Source organism: Pedobacter sp. R-06 (assembly GCF_049913135.1).
Lineage (GTDB): Bacteria > Bacteroidota > Bacteroidia > Sphingobacteriales > Sphingobacteriaceae > Pedobacter.
This window is the reverse complement of record NZ_CP183977.1, coordinates 5039196-5065678: the sequence shown is the minus strand read 5'-3', so window position 1 is coordinate 5065678 and position 26483 is coordinate 5039196. Positions and strand designations below refer to the sequence as shown.

The following is a 26483-nucleotide window of genomic DNA, read 5'->3' as shown; positions in this document are numbered from 1 at the left end:
CTTTTAGTATCTGATTTTTAATTCCCGGTGTTTAACCGCAATAATAACAAAAAACGGGGCTATCGTAACCGATGCCCCGTTGTATTTTACTTTTTCAATACTTTTCTATGGTCTGCCTTTGGCTAAAGCCCTTTCGGCAATTTTAACTGCTTTTTTCTCTCTCCAGTGTGCATATTTTTCTTTGAAAGTCATTTTAATTAAACTGTCTATAGCTCCATGGGTAAATAAACTCCAAACACTGGCTACTTTTCTCGTAATTGATTGATCCCAGGCTCTTAAACTTAAAGAAAACGACCCATCCAGGTATTTCATCCAGTGCCACATTCCGGTTGGCATAAATAAAGTATCGCCATGCTCCAGGAAAACTTCATAACCTTCTACACCATTTAGTGCCGGGAATTTTTCGAAATCAGGGTTAGCCACATCGTAATCTTCTAAAGCATAAGTTGCATTTGGCAGGCAATACAATCTGTCTTTCCATTTGTTGTCGAAAAGAACGATGTGCTTTCTACCACCAAAATGCGTATGGAAAATATGTGGTAAATCGATGTCGTAATGTAAAAAGGTCACTGAGTTAGAACCGCCAAAGAACATAGCAGGCATACTTTCGATGAAACCACCCATTAAATCTTTAGGGATTTTTACATCATTTATTAAGCTAGGCACTTTTTTAAACAGGTTAAAAAAGAATATACGCAGCTCAGTTGGCTCGCGTTTGATCAGGTCAAGGTAATCGCCAAATTTCATATGCGCCGTAGCAGCATTGATCGGTTTAGATGGATCTGCTTTAGAGTTGTCGTAAAGTGGAACTTCAAGCTCGCCACCAATTTCCTTTAAATATTCAGTCGTCCATTTTTCTCTGGCAGGCCAGTCTTTAGTTAGGCCCCTGATTACTAACGGACGTTTAGTTTTCAGATAATTTTTCTTAAAATCTTCGGGAGTGATGCTCTCAACGATATCAACAGGTTTTAAAATGAAACTCATGCGCTTAAAATCGGTTATTTGTGCCGAACAACAAATGTGTAAATTTTATTTTACAAAATTGATGTTAACAGGTAAATGTGACTAAAATCACGTAATCTAAATTAGCAAATACTTAACAATTTAGTAATTACGCCTCAACTTTATTTTTAACAATTTCGGCATAGGCAGCGTCCCACAGGTCGATCCTTTTTTGTAGTGCCTGTTTTGTGGTTTCCTCTGCCTCAGCCCAAAAGGCCTCATCTTTTTCACAAAGTTTCTCTGTCATGGAGAGTGCCAAATGGCTATGGTGATCGCCATCTACTTCGATATGGCGCTCTAAATAATATTTAAAGATAGAAACTTTATCTGCCTGGGTACTGTTCAGGTCATTTACCATGCTAAAAAACATATTTGGAATTAAATCCTCTCGGCCAAAAGTAAAACTTGCAGCCTGTAAATGTGTTTTTCCACTGTTAATGGTTTCAAAGGTAGCATTTACAAAACCCTTTGCTGCTGCAGGAACATCCGCTTTCTCGAAAGCCTCATTAAAACTTTTCCCGTTTTTTAGTTCCTGTAAAAAAATATTGATGGGTTTTGTATTGGCACCGCATTGATCCATTGCATCTAAATATAACTCGAAGTGACTTTTAATCGCTCCATTGGCATCTACATCCGATTCTTCACCGGCCACAATTTCGTTGATCAGTTGTCGGGTAACAGGATCGCCTACTGGGAACCAGGGCAATGTAGTACAGGTTAAATTAATTTGTAAGGCTTTAAGCAGCGACATGAAATCCCAAACGGCAAAAATGTGGTGTTCCATAAAAACCCGAAGATCTTCTATTTCACTAATGGCTGAATAAACTTTGTGGTTAATAATTTCCTGCCTAAGCGGCGCTATTCTTTCCTGGATTTTTATAATGTTAGGATGCATATTGAGTTTTGTGTTTGGAGCTAGGCGTTTGGTGTCCAAACCTTATTATCCAATCGTTAGCTTTTGTTTTTATTTTGGTAAATTCTTTTCTAGTGCTTTACTTGCTCTTTTAATTGCAAGCCCTTCTTTCCATTGCATGTACTTCTCGCGATAGTTTGCTTTCATAAAGTCGTCAAATTTACGCTGTAAAGTTAAGTTATACAAGCTTTTTGCTTTTACCCGCCAGCTTTTATCCCATGCCCTTAGGCTAATAGAAAAAGATCCATCCAGGTATTTCATCCAGTGCCAGTATCCGGTTGGCATAAATAAGGTATCGCCGTGTTCTAAAAAGGCTTCAACGCCCTGAACACCCTTTAGTGCCGGGAATTTATCAAAATCGGGGTTCTCTACGTCATAATCTTCTAAAGCATAAGTGGCATAGGGGATTTGATACAAACGTTCCTTCCATTTGTAATCGAATAAGATCACATGCTTACGGCCATTAAAGTGAGTATGGAATATATGTGCTAAATCAATGTCGTAGTGTAGGAACGTTACTGATCCCTTACCGCCAAAGAACATATTTGGATAACTATCTAAAAAACCGCCCATTAAATCTTTCGGTGCGATATAATCTTCGAGTAGTTTGGGGGCAAATTTTATCGGATCGAACAAAAAAATGCGCAGATCGGTCGGTGTTTCTTTTATCAGGTCAATATAATCGCCAAATTTCATTTCGGCAGCAGAGGCATTTATAGGTTTAGAAGGATCGGCTTTAGAACTGTCGTAAAGCGGAACAGTTTTATCGCCTACAACTTCTTTCATGTATTCCAACGTCCATTTGTGATAAGCAGGCCATTTTTTGGCCATGTTTTTTATCACCAAAGGTTTACGTGGTTTAAGGTAGTTCAGTTCGAAATCTGATTGAGATATGTCTTCAACTACATCTATCGGAGATAAATTGAATTTCATGTTAAAAAACTATTAATGCAACAAAATTAAATAGTTAAAAAACACTAAACATTACAAATACAAAAACTTTAAAAAAAACTGACAATTCATCAAAAAAAGTCAGAAAGTATGATGCTTGGCAACGAAAAACGCACTTACTTATAAGCAAGTGCGTTAATGTTAAAACCACTTAGGGTGTGATTTTTGATTTTAATAAGGATATTTTTTAAATTTTATTTCGGCATTAAAACGGTATCAATTACATGGATCACGCCATTTTTCTGGTAAACATCTGCAATGGTTACAGTGCTCATTCCACCTTTTTCATCTTTTAAAACTAATTTTTTGCCTTCCATCCAGGCCCAAAGTTTACCACCTTGTACTGTTGTAAGTTCTGCTTTGCCGCCACCAGCTTTAATTGCTTTTGCAATTGCCTTGCTATCCATTTTGCCAGCAACAACATGGTAAGTTAAAATAGTAGTCAATGTTGCTTTATTTTCTGGTTTAACAAGGTTGCCAACAGTTCCGGCAGGAAGTTTATCAAATGCCGCATTTGTTGGTGCAAAAACAGTGAAAGGACCAGCACTTTTTAAAGTTTCAACCAACCCTGCAGCTTTAACGGCCGCTACCAGCGTAGTGTGGTCTTTTGAATTTACAGCATTGTCTACAATATCCTTAGTCGAATACATGGCTGCGCCACCGACCATTGGATTTTTTTGAGCATAAACCTGAGTAGTGAATGCCATGGTAATTACCGCGAATGCGGTTAAGATTAAATTTTTCATTATTTCTAATTTTTAAGTTTCTGTTATTTGATTCCATTTACGATGGCTTACAGATACTTGGTTTTTAGAAATAAAAAATAATTTATAATATGCTGATTGTTAGTGTTTTAATTTTTATTTTTTCGATTTGTAAAGATGCTGTGGTGGTTCTTGGGATGGGTTAGTCCCGTTTTTCGCTAAATCTTTTGGCTATGCTTCGACTCCGCTCAGCATGACGCCAAAAGTATATCGCTTCAACCGGGTTTAGATAAATTGGGCTCGTCCCTTAGTCGCATCCTTCATAAACTTTGTGTTTCACGCTTAACGCCAACCTCAAAACGCAGTGCTAGTTCACCTTCGCCGTTCTTACCTTTTTAGAAAAAATCTTCGGAAAAAAGCGTTTCAATAATACGGCTCTGGTTTCTTTTCCGCCGATATAAACTTCTTCTTTTTTGTTGCTAACAGCCTGCATAATTTGTTTGGCACATTCGGCCGGGGTCATGGCATTTTCGTGTGCATCACCCATTTTATTTAAGGGTTTACCATCTGCGGTAAGTGCATTGTAGGTTACATTTGTTTTGATAAAACCTGGGCAGATGATGGTAATATCGATGTTTTTATCGTAAACCTCCGATCGGAGTGAATCGAAATAACCATGCAATGCATGTTTTGATGCCGCATAAGTAGAGCGGAATTTTGTGCCGAATTTCCCAACAAGGCTACTAATTACAACGATCTGTCCACCACCATTGGCAATCATTAAAGGCAAAACCGCTTTGCTTAATACCACTGTTCCCCAGAAATTCGTATCCATAATCTGTTGCTCTGTTTGCAGGTTGGTTTCGAGGGCTAAACTTCTCTGGCTTACACCACCACTGTTGATCAGTAAATCTATTTTTCCAAAAATACGGATGGCATCGGCAGCTTTGTTTTCGAGTGTAACCGTTTCGCTTAAATCGAATGGTAAAACATGTACGTTAAAAGAGTTTTGGCAGTTTCCTTTTACACGGAATAACTCATCGCGATTTCTTCCCGAGATGATCAGTTTGTTACCCGCTTTAAAATATTCATATACCAAGGCTTCACCAATACCTGATGATGCGCCTGTAATCCATATAATTTTTGACATAATATATAATTATTGAATTAAAGAATGATTGATGAGAGAATAGTTGGTTTCTGCAGTAAAATAAATTCAATCATTCAAAATTCATTCCTTCAATCATTCTCAATAATAAACAATTCCGAAGCAATATGATCGGCAAATAATTTTCCATTTTGACTCAAACAAATCTTATCTCCGTCAACCACTAGCCAATCTTTATCCTCGAAATTTTTAAGGTTGTGCTCTGTTTCTGTTAAAAAGTCTTTCCCGAAATCTGTATTTATTTTTTGTAAATCAGTACCCCACATCGTTCTTAACGAAGTCATGATGTACTCATTAAATCTGTCGTTTAAACTCAGTTCTTCAATAATTTCAGGAAGTTTGTTATGGCCTAGTGTTTCCATATACAGGGCGTTATTGGCGGGGTTCATATAGCGGTTCTGGCCATTAAAGCCATGGGCTGATGGGCCTATGCCGATGTAATCTACACCTTTCCAGTAATTGGTGTTGTGTACGGCATAGTGGTTCGGTTTTGCAAAATTCGAAATTTCATAATGTTCAAATCCTGCATCAATCAGTTTATCCATCAAAATTACAAACTGAGCAGCACTTTGGTTATCGTTTACGGGAGTTTGTTTTTTGTTTTTGATGGCATGAGCTAAAGCCGTCCGGGGTTCTACTGTTAGGGCGTAGGCCGAAATATGCGGAACCTCCAGCTCAATTGCTTTCTGGATATTGTTCAACCATTTTTGATCGGTAAGTAAAGGATAACCATAAATTAAATCGAGAGTGAGGTTTTCAAAACCGGCGTCCTGGCTTCTTCTGATGCAATCTTCCGCTTCTTGGACCTGGTGCGCCCGGTTCATCCAGGTCAGATCTTCATCGTAAAAAGATTGAATACCCACGCTAAAGCGGTTAACAGGTAACTGTTTCAGTTCTTTTAATTTCTGCGTGGTTAAATCATCGGGATTGGTTTCGATGGTAATTTCAGCATTCGAATCGACTGAAAAAGTATGATTAATCGTATCGAAAATCTTTTGTAAAGCTGCCTGCGATAAAATAGAAGGTGTTCCTCCTCCCAGATAAATACTTCCAACTTGTCCGCTAATCCGATCTTTTTTCATTTTAATCTCCTTGCAGATCGCATCAATCATTTCATCAGCATATTTTAAGGAAGTGCTGAAATGAAAATCGCAATAGTGACAGGCCTTTTTACAGAAAGGGATATGAATATAGATACCAGACATTGATGCAAAGATAGCGAAGTTAGGTTTTCTTTATTGTCATAATATTTAGTTAGTAGTTTGAATGGTTGCATAAATTTATGATAACAAGAAAAGTAAAGCTATATATTTACTTTTTATTTGATTTTGTAAAGTAATAGCTTTACTTTTGTGTTCATTAAGTAAAGTAATAGCTTTACTATTAGTGTTATGGGAAAGAAATCATTAATGTTGCAACAACTAAATGGCAAGCTTTTAAGTTTCGCCACTTTAAGCAGGATTGCAATTCCGCCGAGTGGCTGGATTAAAGCAATCCGTAACACACTTGGTATGTCTATGCAGCAATTGGCCAATAAATTATCGGTAAGTAGACAAGCGGTTTTAGATATCGAAAAAAGAGAGGCAGATGGTTCGATAACTATAAAATCTCTAAGAGAATTAGGTCGGGTTTTAGATATGGAACTGGTTTATGGCTTTGTGCCTAAAGATGGATCGTTGGAAGCAATGATTGAAAAAAAAGCCAATGAACTGGCTACGAAAATTGTACTTCGAACTTCAAACACAATGCAATTAGAAGATCAGGGTAATTCAAAAGAAAGGATCGAAAAGGCGATAATTGAAAGAACGGTAGAAATTAAAAATGAAATGCCAAAAATTTTATGGGATTAGATTTAATTTATATTGGCGGACAAACCCCTTTGGATGAAGATGAAAAAGAGGGTTTGCTCATTTCTACCATTGCTACAAGAGAGGAGCTTGATGAGTTTGAGCAACAAAATATAGAAGGAGCCATAAAATGGTCCATCGGAAAAAAAATTAAATCTGATAAACTGTTTACTGAATCCTTTATTAAAAATGTGCATAAACGTATGTATAAAGATGTTTGGCTTTGGGCAGGAGCTTTTCGCAAAACAAATAAAAATATTGGGGTAGATAGATGGCAGATTGCTATTGAATTAAAGAATTTGCTGGATGATGCGGGGTTTTGGATTGAAAGCAATACCTATTCTCCTGATGAAATTGCTATACGTTTTAAACATCGCATAGTAAGTATTCATTGTTTTTCTAATGGGAACGGAAGACATAGCCGTTTAATGGCTGATATGATTATTGAAAAGATATTTGATAGACCTGTGTTTACTTGGGGTGCTGGAAATCTTTCAAAAGAAAGCGAGAATAGAAAACAATATTTAAATGCGCTGAAATTGGCAGATTCAGGTAATTATGAAGCGCTTCTTCGGTTTGCCAGATCGTAGCAAGTACAGTGCGCGAGACAACTTATCTTATGTCCATTTATTTTCTTTAGGTAAACAATGTTTATTCGATTACTTTTGCATCCTTAAGTTTTGATTTACAGCATGCCGAGATTTATTTTCTTTTTGTTTGTGTTTTTATGGTCTGCTCAATTTGTAGCAGCACAGGAAATTCCTGTTCAAACAGATAGCATAGCGGTGAATCAATACCAGTATCGAAGATACCGGCCCGATTCGGCAACTCTCGCCAGACAGAAATTTTCGACCGATTCGCTTGTTCACCATACCTGGGTGCTTCCTGATAGTTTAATTAATAGGGGGGCTTTACTCGATACCATCGAAAAGGAATATCTTTTCCCTAAACTCGATTTACTGGCCTGGCAAAAAAAATATCAACACTTAAAGAAAAAGGCAAACCCCTATCAACTGGGCACAAAAATCCCAAAAGGTAATGTTGGTTTGCTTGGATTTATTTTTGGTATGCTTATCATCTTTGCCATTCTAAAAAATGCTTTTTCGAAACAACTATCTGCAATCGTTCAATCGTTTTTCAGTAACAGAATTTTGAATAATATTAACAAGGAAGATAACCTCTTTAGTTCGTGGCCTTTTTTGTTGCTTTTTGTGCAGTTTGGATTCGTTTTTGGGATGTTCTTTTTTCTGGTAGCACAGTGGAATGATATGTATCAGGCTAAAGATGGGTTTAAATTCTTTTTTAGTATATCGATTACTATTATTGTTTTTTATGCCCTTAAGCTGGTTCTTTTACGCTTTTTGGGTTATCTGTTCAATGTGCAGAAGCCAGTGGGAGAATACATCTCAATTTTGTACCTCAGCTACTTTAATGCATCGCTATTGTTTATTCCTTTAGTTGTTGCTTTTGCCCTGTCTCCACTTAAATATGGTGGGGTGTATATCGTGTTGGCATTCTTACTGTTAGGCATTATTTTTGCTTTTCAGCTACTGCGGGCAGGTATAACGATACTTTCTAATAATAAGTTTTCTAGAATGCATTTATTTTTGTACTTTTGCGCCCTCGAAATATGTCCTATATTAATACTAATTAAAACGATAGGACTGTAGCAGGAAAAAGGAAAATGCAAGAAAAGAACGACTCTAGAATCCGCAAAGTAAAAAGTATTTTGGTTACTTTACCAAAACCTGAAACAGAAAAATCTCCTTACTACGATTTGGCCAAAAAACACAACTTAAAAGTTGATTTTAGGTCCTTTATTCACGTTGAAGGCGTACCCGCAAGAGACTTTAGAAAGGATAAGATTAACCTGGCCGATTTTACGGCAGTAATTTTTACCAGCCGTAATGCAGCAGATCATTTTTTTAGAATCTGCGAAGAAATGCGTTATGAAGTGCCAGCAGAACTGAAATATTTCTGTCTGTCTGAGACTATTGCATTGTATCTGCAGAAGTATATTCAGTATAGGAAGCGTAAAATCTTTTTTGGTAAACAAACTGCAGCAGATTTAGCAGAGGTGCTAAAAAAACATGCAAACGAGAAGTTTTTATATCCTTGTTCTGATATGGCTACCGAAGACACGATGAAGTTCTTGGAAAAAAGCGGATATAATTTTACCCCTGCAGTTTTGTTTAGAACAGTTGTGAGCGATCTATCTGATTTAGCTGAAGTATTCTACGATGTTATTGCGTTTTTTAGTCCTTCAAGTATCCAGTCATTGTTTAAAAATTTCCCCGATTTTAAACAGAATAATACCCGGATTGCTGCTTTTGGAACTAACACGAGTAAAGCTTGTACCGATATGGACCTGATAGTGGATATTGCTGCGCCAACCCCAGGCGTTCCGTCTATGACGATGGCTATTGAAAATTACATCAAAATATCTAATAAATAATACGATAAATAATTTATTTTAAGTCAACATAATAAATGCGTAACTTTACTCTCAGTAAGAGAGTTACGCATATTGTTGAACAAATATAAGGCTGTTGGATAAATGTTAATCTAACTTTAATTGCCTTTGACTGATGATTTAACGTAAAATATTTGCTTTTGTTGATAATTTCAGTGATTTTTGATAAAATTGCTCCTAATCGTGCTGTGCACACTATAAAAATATGAAGAAAATCTACCTTCTAGCTATTGTAGGTATAACTGTAATGCTAGCAAGCTGTGGCCATGGCGGCCAAGGCGAGCTGGTTGGTGCTTATAACCGAAAGTTCAAAAACGATAGAATCCCGCTAGGAATGGTTTATGTGCCACCAGGGCATACCCCACTGGGTGGATCGGATGAAGATATTACTTTCTCTCAGAATGGGCCAAGTAAAATGGTTACCATTAGCGCATTCTTTATGGACCAGACTGAGATTTCCAATGCAGAATACCGTCAGTTTACCAACTGGGTACGCGATTCTATTGCAATTGTGATGATGGGCAACCCTCAACAGTTTATGGTTACTCCTAAAGGAAATGCTGCAAATGCTGTTGGTGGGGAGAAATACATCGACTGGAAGAAAGTTGGACCAAACGGTGCCAACATTTGGCGCAATAAAGGTAGGGGTACTGCTGCCGCTCAGGTGAGCCAATTAGATGGCATGTATTATTCAGGCTTGGACGCACTTCCGGGAAAAAAAGAACTGGATGTTCGTAAATTCGAATATTCTTATGCCGAATTAAATATGGAGAAAGCTGCTCTTGGGCATAAAGACCCAAACAGCAAACGCCAGGATTATATCGATCGTTATACCGTTGCTATTTATCCTGATACAATGGTATGGAAAACAGATTATTCTTATTCACAAAACGATCCTATGGTACGTGGTTATTACAATCACCCCTCTTATGATGATTATCCTGTGGTTGGTGTAAGCTGGGAGCAGGCAAAAGCATTCTCTCATTGGAGAACGAGATTGTACGATGGAGTTGCTACAGCAAGAAAATTGCCCGTAGGATCTAGATCAGATTATAGATTACCAGCCGAAACGGAATTTGAATATGCAGCAAGAGGGGGCAATACCAAAACCAAATACCCTTGGGGAGGTCCTTACATCAGAAATACAAAAGGATGTTTACAGGCTAACTTTAAACCAGGCCGTGGCGATTATTCGAGCGATGGAGGTATTTATACCGTAGGTGTTAGATCGTATTTTCCTAATGATTATGGTTTGTACAACATGGCAGGTAATGTTTCTGAATGGACATTAACTGCTTACAATAAAGGTGCAAGCCCATTGTTACATGATCTGAACCCGAATTTTACTTATGATGCTGGTGCAAGCGATAGCAAATACAAAAAGCGTAAAGTGGTAAAAGGCGGTTCGTGGAAAGATACAGGCTATTTTCTGCAAAATGCCGTAGCTACATATGAATATCAGGATACACAAAGATCATACATTGGTTTCAGATGCGTTTCATCTTATCCTGGTACCGACCTAAGACATTAAACCAAACAAACTAAAAACTAAAGAAAAACATCAAAATTTTATGGCAGCAAAGAAACAACCAGGCTGGTTACACGTAGCGATTTCATGGGGAGCAAGTATTGTAATTATCGGAGCGTTATTTAAAATTCTACACATTGGTGGAATTATGGGTAACTACATGATAGGTCTTGGACTTGGTGTAGAGGCATTTTTATTCTTTTTAACAGGATTTTTTCCACCGGAGCCAGAACCAGCTTGGGAAAGAGTTTACCCTGAATTAAAAGCAGATTTTAAAGGAGAATTACCAACGGCATCTGCCAGGCCAGTAGCAACAACAGCACCGAACACAGCAGCTTTGGATAAAATGTTATCAGATGCTAAAATTGGTCCTGAATTGATTGAAAGTTTAGGCTCTGGTTTGCGTACTTTTGGTGATAAAGTAGCAACAATTTCTAATGTTGCAGATGCATCTACCGCAACTAACGAATTTACTGGCAAAATTAAGACAGCTTCAGCTGGTTTCGATAATTTAAGCGCATCTTTTGATAAAGCCACGGCTAATTTGAAAGCAATGGGCGAGAGCACTGTAGATTCTCAGGCTTACCATGATCAGGTTAACAATTTGGCTAAAAATTTATCAGCTTTAAATGCGGTATATGAGTTGGAATTACAAGATTCTAGTGCGCATCTAAAATCGATGAATAAATTCTATTCAAACTTATCGTTAACCATGCAGAACTTTAACGAATCGATGGAAGATTCGAAACAGTTTAAAGAAGAGGTGAATAAGCTGGCTAAAAACCTATCATCGCTTAATGCAATTTATGGTAATATGTTATCGGCTATGAACAGCCCACGTGTATAATTTGTTTAGTTTTTAATTTTAAAAGGAAAAGCTACATCAAACATGGCAGGCGGAAAAGAAACAACAAGGCAGCGGATGATCAATATCATGTATTTGGTATTGTTGGCCATGCTCGCCTTAAACGTATCAGATACCATTTTAGATGCATTCAAAAATATCAATGATAGTTTGGATACTTCTAAAAACAATGTAAATACAAGCATTAATCAGTTGTTTTCTGCATTCGAAAATTCGAAGTTGAAAGAAGAGCCAGCCCGTGCACAGCCAATTTACGATAAGGCAAAGCAGGCACAGAAGGCAGCTGATGATCTGAATAATTATATTGAAAGCATTAAAAAAGAGTTTACCCAGGCAGGTGATGGAATAGATCCGGAAACTGACGACTTGGTAAATAGATCAAATCAGGATATTGCACAGAATATCATGATTAATCAAAAGAAAGCAGATGAGCTGAAAAAGAGAATTAACGCCACACGCGAAAAATTAATTTCTTTGTTAGACCCTGCTGATAGAGTAAATGTTTCATTCTCTCTTGAGGCTAAAGATCCTGCAAGAAAAAGAAAAGGCAACTGGCAGGAAACTTACTTTGGGGAGGGAACACCATTAACTGCCGCAATGACAATTTTAACTAAACTGCAAACAGATACTAAAAATGCTGAAGCTGAGGTAGTTAAAAAATTATTCGGAAACATGGATAAAGCACAGGTTAATTTGGATCAGTTTGCAGCAGTTGCAGTAGCACCTACTTCTTACGTAATTCAAGGTCAGCCATATACTGCTGAAGTATTTTTAACCGCGAGCGATTCAAGATCAACTCCTGATATTACCGTTAATGGAAGTAAATTATCCGTTAAAGATGGTAAGGGAACTTATAGCGGCGGTACAAGTAGCGTTGGACAGTTTACCTGGGTTGGTACGGTTCGTGTTCGCCAAACCGATGGTCAGGTAAAAGAATATAAAACCCAACCACAAACTTATCAGGTAGCGAAACCATCAGCATCTGTTTCTTCAACCAAACTGAATGTAATTTATGCAGGTATCGCTAATCCATTTACGGTATCGGCAGCAGGTTTCCCACTAGAAAGTGTTCGTGCTTCCATTTCAGGAGGTTCAATGTCTGGTGGCAACGGAAACTATAATGTTAACGTTCCGGGAAGCATGGTTGGTCAGGAAGTATCAATCAATGTATCCGCGAATAATGCTGGTAAAACGGTTAGTTTAGGTTCACAAAAATTCAGGGTTAAAGCTATCCCAGCTCCTGTAGCTAAGGTTGGTGGTCGCGCTGGAGGTGATGTAGCTTCAGTACAGCTAAAAAGCGAAACTGAAATTGAAGCAGATCTGGATGATTTTCCTTTCGATGTTAAGTTTAAAATACAACGTTATAAGTTAACAATTATAAAACCGCGTTCTGATGCCGTAACCATTCCCGGTAGTGGTGGCAGTTTCGCAGGTGCAGTTAAAGGTGCAATAAACTCAATTACGCCTGGTACAAGGGTGTTTTTTGAAGATATTGTTTCTGTGGGGCCAGATGGTCGCCAAAGAATTTTGCCTTCATTAGCGTTTAGCGTAAAATAAAAAGAAGATGAAAAGGATTTTAAGTATTGCTATTTTAGTGTTGTTAACCTCATTTGCTTTTGCACAAAAAAAGCCAACCAAGTTAGCGCCAAAGAAAACTGAACCAGTAGTTGCCGCACCTCCTGTTACAGATACGGTAAAAGCCCCGGTTAAAACAGCTAAAAAGAAACTTAAGGTACCACCTAAAGATGGTTTTTATGCCCGTAAGGACATTGACAGTACTGAAATGGTTCCTTTGGCTGACGTGAGGGAAGAGGATGTTTTTTATGCAAAACGGATCTGGAGGGAAATAGACTTACGTGATACGGTTAACTCAGCCTTAAAATCGCCTAAATCTCGATTAATTGATGTATTGATAGCCGCAATTAAAAAGGACGAACTAACAGCGTATTCACCAATTGATAGTGCATTGAACGAAGATGACGCTTTTCTTAATCCAATGTCGGCAGATTCTGCGGCAAAATCGGCTTTAGGAACAGCAGAGGTTTCGAACAATAAAACCGGAACAGTTACTACTGTAGTTAATGATTTTAACCCAGAATTATTCCTGAAATTCAGAATTAAAGAAGACTGGATTTTCGATACCAAACGTTCTGTTTTCGAACCGCGTATTGTAGGTATTGCACCATTAAAATATAATGAGGTTTCTAAACAATGGCAACCAGTATTTTGGGTGTACTATCCGGAGGCTAGGGAGATATTAACGAAGAAACGTTTAATTAATACCAATAACGATGCTTCTTCATTGAGTTTCGATGATTTCTTTATCCGTCGGTTATTCAGTAGCTATATTGTTAAAGAGTCGAATCCTGGCGATAATAAGATCAGAGACATTATTACCAATCCTAGAGAAAGGTTGTACGAATCAGAAAGGATTAAAAAATCCGTTCTTGATTACGAACAAGGCCTTTGGGAATACTAAATATTACGAAAAAGCTCTGATGAAAATCGGAGCTTTTTTGTTTATAATGTCATTTCGACTATATTGTAGAAATTGAGATTTCTCTTCAAAGAGAATCAGGATTACAAGCGTTATTCCTGATTAAAATAGGCCTGAAGGGTAATCATCTGTTTTTTATTCAGCACTTCTGCCAGTTCTTTTTCGGTAGCCTCTTTAATTTTTTTAACCGATTTAAAATGGGTTAGCAGTTTATCAGCGGTAGTTTTACCGATACCCTCAATTTGCTCCAGTTCTGTTTTAAGTGTCCCTTGATCGCGTTTCTTGCGGTGAAAGGTAATCCCAAAGCGGTGGGCTTCATCACGTAACTGTTGGATCACTTTTAAGGTTTCTGATTTTTTATCCAGATACAAAGGATAGGAATCGCCAGGGTAGAAAAGTTCTTCCAAACGTTTGGCAATTCCAATTACGGTAACTTTGTTTTCTATGCCCAATAGCTTTAAACTCTTCAGAGCCGACGAAAGCTGCCCTTTACCACCATCAATGATGATGAGTTGAGGCAATGTCTGGTTTTCATCTAACATTCTCCTGTAGCGGCGGAAAACGGCTTCTTCCATGGTCGCAAAATCGTTAGGACCCTCTACCGTTTTCACATTAAAATGGCGGTAGTCTTTTTTCGATGGTTTTGCATCTTTAAAAACAACGATTGCCGAAACCGGATATTTCCCCTGAAAGTTGGAGTTATCAAAACATTCTATGTGTTTTGGAAGCTGCGTTAAACGCAGATCTTTCTGCATGGTCGTTAAAATACGATCAGTGCGTAAATCAGGATTTAATTTTTCGTATTGATTAAGTTTCTCTTTTTTAAAGAACAAAACATTCTTCTGCGAAAGCTCCAGGAGTTTTTTCTTCTCGCCTAGCTTAGGTACAGTAAATTTTAAACTTTCATCTTCTAACGACGGCTCAAAAGGAACAATAATTTCTTTTGAGGTGCTGTTGAACTTCGTTCTGAATTCTAACATGGCCAATGTTAAAATTTCATCATCACTCTCATCCAACTGCTTTTTAACCTCAATGGTCTGCGTCTGGATAATGGTTCCATTCATCACTTTCAGGTAATTTACAAAAGCATAACGCTCATCCGATGCTATACTCACCACATCAACATTGGTAATGGCACTATTTACCACTGTAGATTTACTCTGGTACTTCTCCAATACTTCTAATCGCCTTGCGTATTGATGCGCCAGTTCGAAGTTCAGGTTTTCTGATGCCGATTTAATAACTCCTTTAACATCACGGATTACATTCCCGATTTTGCCATTCAGGATCTCTTTAATCTCAGCTATATTTTTATCGTAGTCTGTTTCGGTTTGGTAATTCTGACAAGGACCTTTACAGTTACCAATTTGATATTCCAGACAAACTTTAAATTTCCCTTCAGCTATATTTTTCTCCGTTAGGGGTAAACTGCAGGTACGGAGGGGATAGGTTTCTTTAATCAGATCCAAAATGGTATGCATCATGCCTATCGAACCATAAGGGCCAAAATAGGTAGAGCCATCTTTAATCACTTTCCTTGTCCAGTAAATCCGGGGATAATTTTCGTTTTTAACAATAATCCATGGATAGGTTTTGTCGTCCTTTAGGTTGATGTTAAATTTAGGCTGATGTTTTTTAATTAAACTATTTTCGAGTAGCCAAGCATCGATCTCGGTATCAACAATAGTGAATGTAATTTTACTGATTTTGGAAACGAGTACCCTTGTTTTACCATTAAACTGATTCCTGTCGCTATTGAAATAAGAACCTACACGGTTGCGCAGGTCTTTTGCCTTTCCAATATACATGAGCTTTCCATCAGCATCCCAATACTGGTAAACACCAGGTTTATGCGGAATTGCGGTTAATGCTGCTTTATGGTCGAAACTGCTCATTATTACAAAAATAAGATTCGAAAGGGATAATTTTGATTAAGTGGACGTCGATTTAGTGTAATTTATCATTTGGGCGTGCCCCTAAGCTGCGCAAAGGGTCAGGCTATCCGTTACAATCTTTTGTTGCCTTTTGGCTGCGCTCAAGGCGACAACAAAAGGATTTCCACTGCTATCCTTCACGCAACCCTTAAAGCATTAGAAACCCAACTTCTCATCCAATTCGGTTGCGCCTTCTTCCTGTTGCTGGTATTGGTTGCAATCGTAGGTGATGGAAACACCAGATTTTGGCGCCTCAAAATCAGCATGACTAATTTTTAAGGCCGGATTGGCGTATACTCTTTTGATAAAACCTGCAAAAATTGGTAGCGCGGTATTGGCACCTTCGCCCTGGTTGGTACTGATAAAGTGGAATGCCCTATCCTCACAGCCGGTCCATATACCTGTTACCAATTGAGGGGTAATGGCCATAAACCAACCATCTGAGTTATTTTGGGTAGTACCTGTTTTAGCTCCGATAGGTGCGTTTACTTTGTATTTATAATTCAGCCTCGATCCGGTTCCGTTAGTTACTACACCTTTAAGCATTCTGGTCATTACGTAAGCAACCTCTTCGCTCATGATCGGTTTTGGTATTTCCTTTTGAGAAAATAGGACCACACCATTTTTATCTTCAATTCTTAACAAATAAATTGGCTTGGTATAGGTTCCTTTGTTTGCAAAAGCACCATAAGCGCCTACCATATTGTAGACAGATGAATCGAAAGTACCTAAGCAGATGGAAGGAAATGCAGGAACATTAGGAATCCCCATTTTGGTTGCCAATGTTGATACTGCAACCGGGCCAACCTGTTTCATTAAATAGGCAGTAACATAATTTTGAGAGTAAGCCAGGGCTTTTTGTAAAGTAATGCTGCCCGGCAGTGGTTTACCCGAATTTCTTGGCGTCCATGGTTCTCCATAGCCATCTATCGTTACTGGTACATTTGGCACAGTGTAGCAAGGAGAATAACCATTTTCAATTGCTACGGCATAAGTAAATGGCTTCGCAGTTGAGCCTACTTGCCTGGTTCCCATTTTAACCTGATCGTATTTAAAATGCTCGTAATTGATTCCGCCAACCCATGCTTTTACATGGCCATTTGTGGGGTCCATTGTCATCATAGCATTACGCAGCAACATTTTGTAATAACGTACAGAGTCGATCGGTTTCATTACCGTATCAATATTACCTTTCCAGGTAAAGATGGTCATTTCTGTTTTGGTGTTGAAATCATCTTTAATTTCATCGTCCGATTTACCTTCCAGTTTTAACGATTTATAACGGTCTGATCTTTTAATCCCCTGTTCAATCTGTAAAGCTTTATCCTTAAAAGGGTTTCTACCTTTCCAGCTGGCGATAAACTGCGCCTGTAGAATCTTCATGTATTCTTTTTGCGCCTCTTCGGCATATACCTGCATATCATAATTCAATGTGGTATAAATTTTCAAACCATCGCGGTCTAAATCGTAAGGTGTGCCGTCTGGTTTGGTAATCGACTGCTCCTGAAAAATGTTTTTGATATCATTCTTCAATACGGAACGGAAATATGGTGCAATACCATCGTTAACGGTTGCTGCATTAAAATGCAGGTTTAAAGGTTTCTCTTTTTGCTCATCAAATTCCTGTTGGGTTAGAAGCTCAGATTTAACCATCATAGCCATTACGGTATTTCTGCGGTCTCTTGATCGTTCGGGGTGGCGAGTTGGCGAATACATGGTGATCCCTTTTTGCATACCCACTAAGGTCGCTGCCTGTGTTAAGGTCAATTTATCGGGAGTGGTATTGAAATAAACCCTTGCCGCCGATTTAATACCATAAGCCTGGTTACCAAAATCGACCGTGTTTAAATACATGGTAATAATTTCTTCTTTGGTATAGTTGCGTTCTAGTTTAACCGCAACAATCCACTCTTTAAACTTGGTTAATACCAGGGAGAAAAAATTTAGGTTTGATTCTCTTGGGAAAAGATTTTTAGCCAACTGCTGTGTAATGGTACTTGCGCCCTGCTTTTTGCCGATTAAATTGTAACCGATAATGGTGAAGGTACGCTTAAAATCTATGCCTGAGTGTTCTTTAAAGCGGGTATCTTCAGTCGCAATTAATCCGTTAATTACATTTTCGGAAATATCTTTATAAGTAACATTTGATCTGTTCTGAACAAAGTAAGTGCCTAAGGGACGACCATCCTCCGCAATAATTTCTGAAGCCTGATTACTTTTTGGGTGTTCGATATCCCTGAAAGAGGGCAGCGCACCAAAAAGGCCCAACCCGATCATCGAAATGAAAATGGCAAACAGGGCTATTCCCCCGATCAGTATTTTCCAGATGATTAAACTATATCTTTTTGTTTCTTGTGCAGAAAGGGACTTATTCATTTTGTATTGTTATTTTCCATTAATCTCCAGAATAGAAGATTTTGGATGCAAATTTATTAATTTTTTATAGAATAGGTTTTTCTCCACCAGCTTAAACCATACTACTTATTTGTAATTGTCTTTTAAAAACTCCAGATACTCGTTAATGCGCGATCGGTCTGTTAGCTTTTCGAAGTTTTCTTTGCTGATGATAAACCCCTTATATAGATTGGCTGGAACTTTCATAATGTTCTTTAACTGGCCTGTAATGCTTGATTCATAAATTTTGGCATCTTCAAGATCGATAAAACTAGTAATGTAAATCAGTTGGTCGTTATCTAACTCCACCAATTTATGTACCAAATCATTATCAGGATAATTACCGCGGTTAAATTGTCCTATTCCGAATCGCGATGAACTTAAGGTTAAAGTTGCGTCGGCAACGTCGATCACGTAATAGTATTCTTCTGATTTAGCTGCGCTGAAAATACTGGCCGGCTTAGTAGGATCGGCTGGCTTAACCTCAACCGGTTTAGCCACTGGAGCAGGCTCTGCCGTTTTTACCGTGGCATTATCGGTTACCAAAGGTTTTGTTGGTACGGCAATTGGTGTAGCCTGGCTTACAAAACGTGGTGCATTGGCATCAAAATCTACAAGGGCGACCGGCCTTTGTTTAAATTCATCGAGGTTTGCTTCAATGTATTTTAAATGATCGCGAACCAATGGCGTAATAATTTTATCGTTTGGATAAAGCGTGGTAATCTGGTTAAATTCAGTAAGCAGAGGATCAATTTTTGCTGTACGGCCAATGGCAATTGCTTTTAAATAGGCATACTGTGGTGCCAGATCATTGTTGGGAAAAGCAGTGATGTTATCGTCAGCCTGTTTTACCACATTTGCATAATCTTTTTTGGCATAAGCATCAAAGGCTACATTGTAATTGTTAATGGCAATGTTTTCCATTTCCGTTTGTTTGGCCGAGTATGATGGATCTAGGATATTCTTTGCAAAATTTGATTCAGGGAACTTAGTAAGCACCAATTGTTTGTACTGATCTGATTTTACTTCATCAACACCCTTGTAATTTAGATGTAAACTGTAGTAAATGGCAACTAAATGGTTGTTGTCCGGATATCTTTTAATCAGTTCCAGGTAAATCTTATTTGCTTCTGCTTTATCGTTTAGCTCTTGTTGATAGAAACTGGCGATTTCGAAATAAGCATCAATGATTTTTTGATCGGAGGTAGCCAATAGGGCCGGAGTGGTTGGCAAACCATCCAAAAACTGCTTTTCTAATGTGGTTTGATCTACAGCCGCTTGATTCGTTTCTCCATTTGCAGGCGTGATTCCGGTAGCTACATTCCCACCTGCCAAAACCTGATTGGTTTCCTGGGCGGAAGACCGGTTGCTTTGTCTCCAGTTATCTTCCAGCTGCCTGTTGCCCCAGCGTTTTTTGAAATCGCCAAAGCCATTGCTTATTGCTGCATTGTTGTTAAAATAAAAAGTATTCCCTGCAGTATTATTCGAGGCATTTAACGATCGGTTAGGAAAATCAGGATCATTTAAATATTGATTACTGATAACCCCTCCAGTATTGCTTACTTCAACTTTAGGTGTTAAATAGGCTTTAACCTTGGCTTCACGCTCGCCAGCAGGAAGTTTGGCAATAGCCTGGGCGGTATCTTCCTTTGCAATAATGGTATACCTATCGGTTAAATATTTTAGGTTGTCAGCTTTTTTAACAATATTATCGTAATCAGGAAAGTTTTTAGGCAAAATCATCACCGTACTATCGTAATACAGTTTTGCTTTAATGTAGTTGTTAAACTCTTTAAAGTTTAAATCGGCAATTCTTAAATAAGATAATGCCTTTTGATTTTGGTTCCTGGTGCTTTTTGCAATCGATTTGTGGTAATTTTCTTCAGCTTTTACAAAGTTCCTTTCTGCAGAAAAAAGCTCTCCAACCTGATAATAAATCTGATCGGTATAATCGAAGTTTTTATCGTCTTTAAGTAATGCTAAAAGCTGTTCTTCTTTATTTAGCTTAACGCCGCTTAGTAATGCTTTTAATTTAATCCGGTTTAAATTAGCATGAAAATACATTTCAAAGGGGGCATTGCTTTTTTCTACTTTGGTAAAGTTAGCATAGGCATCCTGAATATTTTTCTCTTTCTCCTGCAATTGAGCAAGGATAAAGCGCCAGCGTATACGCAGCTGTTTTTCGGCCGGAAGGGCAATTGCCGATTCTAAAAACAGGATGGCTTCTTTATTGCGTTTTTGATAAATACGCATCTGGGCAGCAGTTGCCAATGGCTCTGCCAGATCTTTCTTCAGCTCGTCAGAAGCACGCAACATGGTATCAAGAATTTTATCGGCCAGCACCATATTGTTCAATTGCATTTGGCTACGTGCTTTCCAGTTCATTGCCATAATGAATGTTTTTAAATCGCTGCTATAGGTTTTTGCCGTATAATCAAAGTATTCTGATGCGATAAAATAATTCCCTTTTAAATAATTTGCCTTACCCAAAAGCATATAGGCATCATCAATATAATTACTAAAACTTTTATCGTTTATAACAGTTTGTCCCTTGGTAATAACCTCATCGAGCTGTTTATTGGCTATCCCTGGTGTAAGCACCAGATTTACCTGTGGCTCAGGATCGAGGTAAACAGGCAGTGTTTTTTCATAATTATCGGAATAACTTTGTAAAAGGCTCTCATTGTATTCGGTTAATAGAACATTGGAGTTGTAGATATAGTTATACCTTGCCGTTAAGTTTTGAAACCTGCGATCTACTGCTGTATCTTTATTTGCGACACAGCCATAAATAAGGAGGACGCTTATAAGGATGAAGAAGGGATTTAAGTTTTTGTTAGCGTAATTTTTCAAGTATGATAAATCTCTTAGGTGGATATACAATAAACAATATATGTAGAAAAATATTTTATTTGGCAACAAATTTTAATTATTCAAAGTTAATTTAATTATTGCATTAAAAAATGGAAAATCCGAAAGAAGAAGATACAAAGAAAAAGGTAAATGCAGCTGCAAAATATTCGGCCATTGGCTTCCAGATGATTGCTACCATTGGCCTGCTCACTTTTATTGGCTATAAGATTGATGCGCACAGAAACAGCAAAACTAATTTAATCACTGCTGCTTTTGCGTTGGCAGGGGTGGGGATTGCATTATACCAGGCCATTAGGCAGGCTACTAAACCATAAGTTTTCAGTTGGCAGTTTCCAATAGGCAATTCTCGGTTTTCAATCGACAGTTTGCTATCAGCAGTTAATATAAAACAATTTAAATTAGAAGTTTTGTTTCGCTTAACAGATTAACCAATTTAAAACAATTAAGCAATAGAACAATTTGCTGTTTGCTTCAGTTAACCGATTAATCAATTTAAACAGTTAACCAACCTTCATAATAATTATCTCCCACACTACTTACTTGATACTAAAAACCTTATCTTTGCAAAAGTTTTTATCTGCTAAGAAATTATACATTGACTCTAGCCAAATTTACCAGTATCTATTTCATTTTTGTGGGCCTTTTAATAGGTGTTATTGCCGTTTTACCTACCGTATTTCCTGATAAACAATTGTTTGTAAACAACTTTTGGGTGATGTTTGGCTTTTTGGCCGGCATAACTTATGTGGCTTATATGCTTGTGGATATCGGTATAAAACGCGATCCTGAAGTAGGTGTGATGGCGATTATGGGATCAATTGCAGTGAAGATGATTTTTTGTATGGCTTTTGTGTTGATTTACAGTATAAAAGCGAAGGGAATTGGGCTTGTATTTCTGCTTAATTTTTTTTCTTTATATTTATTGTTTACGGCCTTTGAAATTTACTGTTTGTTACGTAACTTGCGCCACCAAAATTTAAAGTAAAAAACTGCCAATAAATGGATTGTAACCAAGTTTTTGTGTCGAAAGTTAAAAGACTAATTGTTGTTTTTACGCTTTTAATCGCGTTTTTATCTATCAAAATTGATACTTTCGCCCAGGTTGATAGCGCTGTTGTTCCTGTTGATAGTGTTGTAGCCGGATCTGCCGAAGCAGTTTCTGGTGAGCATGGTGCTGCTAAACATGGTGAAGAAAAATTTGAGCCAACCAAAGTGATTATGGAGCACATTGCCGATTCACATGTGTGGCATCTTTGGGGGCACACTTCGTTGCCTCTTCCGGTGATTTTGTATACGGCTAACGGTTTAGAGGTTTTCTCGTCAGCTCATTTTCATCATGGAGAACATGATTATCAAGGTAAGTACAATAAATACCGCTTGGTAACTGGTTTAAAACAAAGCATGACTAAGGATATGTTTAATAAAAACATTAAAGTAGTTGGTGCTGATGGTCAGATCGATGAAAATGCGTCTGATACAGTAATTGATTTCTCTATTACCAAAAACATTGCTGCGATGTTTGTAGCTATTCTGGTAATCGTAATTGTATTTGCTGCTGTGGCAAGTGCTTATAAAAAACGTGTAGGTAAAGCGCCAAAGGGTTTGCAGTCTTTCTTTGAGCCGATCATCATTTTCGTAAGAGATGATATTGCTAAACCGAATATTGGTCATAAATATGCGAAGTTTATGCCGTATTTGTTGACTACTTTTTTCTTCATCTTATTTAACAATTTATTAGGTTTAGTGCCGATTTTTCCAGGTGGCGCAAACGTTACTGGTAATATTGCATTAACATTTGTTATGGCTTTGGGTACTATGCTTATCGTAAACCTAAATGGTAATAAGTATTACTGGAAACATATCTTTTTGCCTGATGTTCCATTTTGGTTGTGGCCTTTAATGGTTGTTGTTGAGGTTATTGGTATCATTTCTAAGCCGTTCGCTTTAATGGTTCGTTTGTTCGCAAACATTACAGCTGGTCACATTATCGTATTAAGTTTAATATCCTTAATTTTTATTTTCGAAACATTGGCTATTGCCCCAGTTTCAGTGGCATTCGTTTTATTTATGGATGTATTGGAATTACTGGTAGCATTTTTACAAGCCTTTATTTTTACATTATTAACTGCCTTATTTATTGGTATGGCAGTAGAAGAACATCATTAATAGAAAACTATTTTTTACAAATTAATATAAATTAAATTAGTTATGGTAGGTTCAATCGCGGCAATTGGTGCCGGTTTAGCAGTAATCGGTGCAGGTATCGGTATCGGTCAAGTAGGTGGTAAAGCAATGGAAGGTATTGCTCGTCAACCAGAAGCTGCATCAAAAATTCAGACTGCAATGATTATCGCTGCTGCCCTTATCGAGGGTGCTGCTTTATTCGGTGTGGTAGTTGCATTATTAGGCTTAAACGGTTAATAATCACTGAAGAAATTAGGTTGGGTATTTAACGATTGGTTATTTACCCAGCCCTATTAAAAAGATTGTTTTTAAAAATTAGATAAAAAATGGAATTAGTAACCCCAAGCATAGGATTGGTTTTTTGGACGTCGTTAGCGTTTATCTGCTTATTGATATTACTTAGAAAATTTGCATGGAAACCTATTTTAGGTGCTATTCACGAACGTGAGCAAAGCATTGATGAGGCACTTAACAAAGCTGAATTAGCCAAACAAGAAATGGCTCGTTTAACCAGCCAGAATCAAGATTTGATGCAACAGGCCCGTGCAGAACGTGATGAGATTTTAAAGGAAGCTAAAACTTTAAAGGATGGTATTTTAAACGAAGCTAAAAAACAAGCCCAGGTTGAAGGTGCTAAACTGATCGAGAAAGCTAAAATCGAAATCGAGAACCAAAAGAAAGCAGCTTTAGCTGAAGTTAAAGACCAGGTTTCTTCATTATCATTAGAAATTGCAGAACGTGTTTTACGTACGCAATTAGATGATAAAGCAAAACAAGAAACTTTAGTAGCTAACTTGTTAAAAGACGTTGAATTAAACTAAGCGTATTGCGTAAAGCGATAAGCGTATTAAACGCCAGCCGCTAAACGCCAACCCAAAAGATATGTCAGAAATTAAAGTTGCAAGCAGATATGCCAAATCATTAATAGACCTAGCCGTTGAAAACAATGCGTTAGAGGCATCTTATAATGATATGGTTTTGTTTGAAAAAGTGGTTGATGAAACCCCTGAACTAGAAGCAATATTAAAAAACCCGATTGTACCTTTAGATAAAAAAACGGGTATTTTGAACGGTATTTTTGCTGATAAAGTAAGTAAACTAACCATCGCATTTTTCAAGATCGTAGTTAACAAAGGCCGTTCGGCAATTTTATTTGCCACTGCAAAACAGTTCGTTCAGCAATATAACTTAATTAAAGGTATTGTTACTGCTGATGTAACTACTGCAAGTGCATTAAGCCCTGCAACTAAAGAGCAGATTGTTGCGATTGTAAAAAGAGAATTAAACGCCAACCAGGTTATTGTTAACGAAAAAATTAACGAGAAACTAATTGGTGGTTTTATATTAAAAGTTGGTGATAAGCAATTTGATGCAAGTATTGCCAGCGGTTTAAGTAAACTAAAAAAAGAATTTGCGCAGTAAGCGCGAGGCGATAAGCGTATAGCGGAGAACGCCATGCGCCAAAAGCCAAATAAAAAAGTATTGCGATAAGCGGATGGCGAATAAATGCCAAGCGCCATGCGCTAAGCACTAAACATTTACAAAAAGATATAAAGTAAAATTATGGTAGAGGTAAGACCAGACGAAGTATCGGCAATTATCAGACAGCAATTGGCGGGCTTCAAATCAGAAACCGAACTGGAAGAAGTTGGTACCGTGTTGCAAGTGGGCGACGGTATTGCCCGTGTTTACGGTTTAACTAAAGTTCAATCGGGAGAATTAGTTGAATTTGCAAACGGCCTACAAGGTATTGTATTAAACCTTGAAGAAGATAACGTTGGTGTGGTACTTTTGGGTGCTTCAGACGAGATCAAAGAAGGTGATACGATTAAACGTACCAAAAAAATTGCCTCTATTAAAGTTGGTGAAGGTATGCTTGGCCGCGTAGTGAACACTTTAGGTGAGCCCTTAGATGGTAAAGGACCAATCTTAGGTGAAACTTACGAAATGCCTTTAGAGCGTAAAGCGCCAGGTGTAATTTATCGCCAGCCGGTAAATGAGCCTTTACAAACTGGTATTAAAGCAATTGATGCAATGATTCCAATCGGTCGTGGTCAACGTGAGTTGGTTATTGGCGACCGTCAGATTGGTAAGACAGCCGTTTGTATCGATACCATTATCAACCAAAAAGAATTTTATGAAGCAGGCCAGCCTGTGTTCTGTATTTATGTTGCTATCGGTCAGAAAAACTCTACTGTAGCTAACATTGTACGTACATTGGAAGAAAACGGCGCTTTACCATATACAGTTGTTGTTGCTGCTTCGGCTGCAGATCCTGCTCCAATGCAGTTCTATGCGCCGTTTGCAGGTGCTGCAATTGGTGAGTTTTTCCGCGATACAGGTAGACCAGCTTTAATTGTTTATGATGATTTATCTAAACAGGCTGTTGCTTACCGTGAGGTATCTTTATTACTTCGTCGTCCACCGGGCCGTGAAGCTTATCCAGGTGACGTTTTCTACTTACACAGTCGTTTGTTAGAAAGAGCTGCAAAAATCAATGCTAACGATGATATCGCAAAAGCAATGAACGATTTACCTGAATCGATTAAACATATCGTTAAAGGTGGTGGTTCATTAACAGCTTTACCAATTATCGAAACTCAGGCAGGTGACGTATCAGCATATATCCCAACCAACGTAATTTCGATTACTGATGGTCAGATTTTCTTAGAGTCGAACTTGTTCAACTCAGGTATCCGTCCGGCAATTAACGTAGGTATCTCGGTATCACGTGTGGGTGGTAATGCGCAGATTAAATCGATGAAAAAAGTAGCAGGTACTTTAAAGTTAGATCAGGCTCAATACCGCGAGTTAGAGGCTTTCTCTAAATTCGGTTCTGATTTAGATGCTGCAACAAAATCGGTATTAGATAAAGGTGCACGTAACGTAGAAATGTTGAAACAGGCGCAGTTCTCTCCATTTACTGTTGAGAAACAAGTTGCAATTGTTTACGCGGGTACTAAAAACTTAATGCGTAGCGTTCCGGTTAACAAGGTAAAAGAATTTGAAACTGAATTCTTAACGCAATTGGAATTACGTCATCCAGAAACTTTAGCAGCATTAAAAGCTGGTAAATTTGATGATAGCATTACTGGCGTTTTAGATACAGTAGCAAAAGAGATTTCAAGTAAATATTAATAAGATTTGAG

At 37.9% G+C, this 26483-nt stretch carries 24 protein-coding genes; 15 read left to right on the top strand and 9 right to left on the bottom strand.

Going from position 1 to position 26483, the window contains the following annotated elements:
• Positions 1-105 precede the first annotated feature (105 nt).
• From ACN9MR_RS20375 to hemW, 6 genes are all read right to left on the bottom strand, one after another.
• Complete coding sequence (locus tag ACN9MR_RS20375) at positions 106-984, bottom strand: cupin-like domain-containing protein (RefSeq protein ID WP_029274179.1); 879 nt, start codon at positions 982-984, stop codon at positions 106-108.
• A 127-nt stretch (positions 985-1111) separates the two neighbouring features.
• Entirely contained in the window at positions 1112-1897 is a 786-nt protein-coding gene (locus ACN9MR_RS20370; protein ID WP_426326369.1) for a DUF3050 domain-containing protein, read from the bottom strand.
• A gap of 69 nt (positions 1898-1966) precedes the next feature.
• On the bottom strand, positions 1967-2848 hold the full coding sequence (locus tag ACN9MR_RS20365) for a cupin-like domain-containing protein (RefSeq protein WP_426326368.1): 882 nt from the start codon (positions 2846-2848) through the stop codon (positions 1967-1969).
• Positions 2849-3060: 212 nt separating this feature from the next.
• Complete coding sequence (locus tag ACN9MR_RS20360; RefSeq protein ID WP_426326367.1) at positions 3061-3612, bottom strand: fasciclin domain-containing protein; 552 nt, start codon at positions 3610-3612, stop codon at positions 3061-3063.
• Positions 3613-3937: 325 nt separating this feature from the next.
• Positions 3938-4720 carry an SDR family oxidoreductase gene (locus ACN9MR_RS20355; RefSeq protein ID WP_426326366.1) on the bottom strand — a complete coding sequence of 261 codons (783 nt, stop codon included), beginning with the start codon at positions 4718-4720 and terminating at the stop codon, positions 3938-3940.
• An 89-nt stretch (positions 4721-4809) separates the two neighbouring features.
• On the bottom strand, positions 4810-5943 hold the full coding sequence (hemW, locus tag ACN9MR_RS20350) for a radical SAM family heme chaperone HemW (RefSeq protein WP_426326365.1): 1134 nt from the start codon (positions 5941-5943) through the stop codon (positions 4810-4812).
• 186 nt (positions 5944-6129) lie between these two features.
• On the opposite strand from hemW, the gene ACN9MR_RS20345 reads away from it, so the two are divergent.
• The 8 genes from ACN9MR_RS20345 to gldN all read left to right on the top strand — a co-directional run bounded on the left by ACN9MR_RS20345 (position 6130) and on the right by gldN (position 13930).
• Positions 6130-6588 (top strand): mobile mystery protein A, encoded by a 459-nt coding sequence (locus ACN9MR_RS20345; protein WP_426326364.1) that lies wholly within the window; start codon positions 6130-6132, stop codon positions 6586-6588.
• Positions 6579-7175 (top strand): mobile mystery protein B, encoded by a 597-nt coding sequence (locus tag ACN9MR_RS20340; protein ID WP_426326363.1) that lies wholly within the window; start codon positions 6579-6581, stop codon positions 7173-7175. Before ACN9MR_RS20345 ends, ACN9MR_RS20340 begins: the two co-directional genes overlap by 10 nt.
• Positions 7176-7277: 102 nt before the next feature.
• Entirely contained in the window at positions 7278-8255 is a 978-nt protein-coding gene (locus tag ACN9MR_RS20335) for a DUF4271 domain-containing protein (RefSeq protein WP_426326362.1), read from the top strand.
• A gap of 14 nt (positions 8256-8269) precedes the next feature.
• The gene (locus ACN9MR_RS20330) at positions 8270-9040 is read left to right on the top strand and encodes a uroporphyrinogen-III synthase (protein WP_029274186.1); all 771 of its coding nucleotides are present in this window, start codon (positions 8270-8272) and stop codon (positions 9038-9040) included.
• 223 nt (positions 9041-9263) lie between these two features.
• Positions 9264-10589, top strand: a complete 1326-nt coding sequence (locus tag ACN9MR_RS20325; protein WP_426326361.1) for an SUMF1/EgtB/PvdO family nonheme iron enzyme — start codon at positions 9264-9266, stop codon at positions 10587-10589.
• Between the two features lie 40 nt (positions 10590-10629).
• Complete coding sequence (gene gldL / locus ACN9MR_RS20320; RefSeq protein WP_426326360.1) at positions 10630-11433, top strand: gliding motility protein GldL; 804 nt, start codon at positions 10630-10632, stop codon at positions 11431-11433.
• A gap of 42 nt (positions 11434-11475) precedes the next feature.
• Positions 11476-13008, top strand: coding sequence for a gliding motility protein GldM (gldM, locus tag ACN9MR_RS20315; protein WP_426326359.1), 1533 nt, complete (start codon positions 11476-11478; stop codon positions 13006-13008).
• Positions 13009-13015: 7 nt separating this feature from the next.
• The gene (gldN, locus tag ACN9MR_RS20310; RefSeq protein ID WP_426326358.1) at positions 13016-13930 is read left to right on the top strand and encodes a gliding motility protein GldN; all 915 of its coding nucleotides are present in this window, start codon (positions 13016-13018) and stop codon (positions 13928-13930) included.
• Positions 13931-14040: 110 nt separating this feature from the next.
• On the opposite strand, the gene uvrC is transcribed toward gldN, so the two are convergent.
• From uvrC to ACN9MR_RS20295, 3 genes are all read right to left on the bottom strand, one after another.
• A complete protein-coding gene (gene uvrC / locus ACN9MR_RS20305; RefSeq protein ID WP_426326357.1) occupies positions 14041-15843 on the bottom strand; it encodes an excinuclease ABC subunit UvrC in 1803 nt (600 codons plus the stop codon).
• Between the two features lie 195 nt (positions 15844-16038).
• A complete protein-coding gene (locus ACN9MR_RS20300; RefSeq protein WP_426326356.1) occupies positions 16039-18258 on the bottom strand; it encodes a transglycosylase domain-containing protein in 2220 nt (739 codons plus the stop codon).
• Between the two features lie 105 nt (positions 18259-18363).
• Positions 18364-21129, bottom strand: coding sequence for a tetratricopeptide repeat protein (locus tag ACN9MR_RS20295; protein ID WP_426326355.1), 2766 nt, complete (start codon positions 21127-21129; stop codon positions 18364-18366).
• Between the two features lie 110 nt (positions 21130-21239).
• On the opposite strand from ACN9MR_RS20295, the gene ACN9MR_RS20290 reads away from it, so the two are divergent.
• The 7 genes from ACN9MR_RS20290 (at position 21240) to atpA (ending at position 26472) form a co-directional block, all read left to right on the top strand.
• Positions 21240-21464 (top strand): AtpZ/AtpI family protein, encoded by a 225-nt coding sequence (locus ACN9MR_RS20290; RefSeq protein WP_426326354.1) that lies wholly within the window; start codon positions 21240-21242, stop codon positions 21462-21464.
• Between the two features lie 281 nt (positions 21465-21745).
• Positions 21746-22135, top strand: a complete 390-nt coding sequence (locus tag ACN9MR_RS20285; RefSeq protein WP_426326353.1) for a hypothetical protein — start codon at positions 21746-21748, stop codon at positions 22133-22135.
• Positions 22136-22149: 14 nt separating this feature from the next.
• Complete coding sequence (gene atpB, locus ACN9MR_RS20280) at positions 22150-23316, top strand: F0F1 ATP synthase subunit A (RefSeq protein ID WP_426326352.1); 1167 nt, start codon at positions 22150-22152, stop codon at positions 23314-23316.
• 42 nt (positions 23317-23358) lie between these two features.
• A complete protein-coding gene (gene atpE, locus ACN9MR_RS20275) occupies positions 23359-23571 on the top strand; it encodes an ATP synthase F0 subunit C (RefSeq protein ID WP_025144011.1) in 213 nt (70 codons plus the stop codon).
• 89 nt (positions 23572-23660) lie between these two features.
• A complete protein-coding gene (locus ACN9MR_RS20270; protein WP_086547936.1) occupies positions 23661-24155 on the top strand; it encodes a F0F1 ATP synthase subunit B in 495 nt (164 codons plus the stop codon).
• Positions 24156-24216: 61 nt separating this feature from the next.
• On the top strand, positions 24217-24756 hold the full coding sequence (gene atpH, locus ACN9MR_RS20265) for an ATP synthase F1 subunit delta (RefSeq protein WP_426326351.1): 540 nt from the start codon (positions 24217-24219) through the stop codon (positions 24754-24756).
• Between the two features lie 141 nt (positions 24757-24897).
• Positions 24898-26472, top strand: coding sequence for a F0F1 ATP synthase subunit alpha (atpA, locus tag ACN9MR_RS20260; protein ID WP_055912900.1), 1575 nt, complete (start codon positions 24898-24900; stop codon positions 26470-26472).
• Positions 26473-26483: the final 11 nt, after the last annotated feature.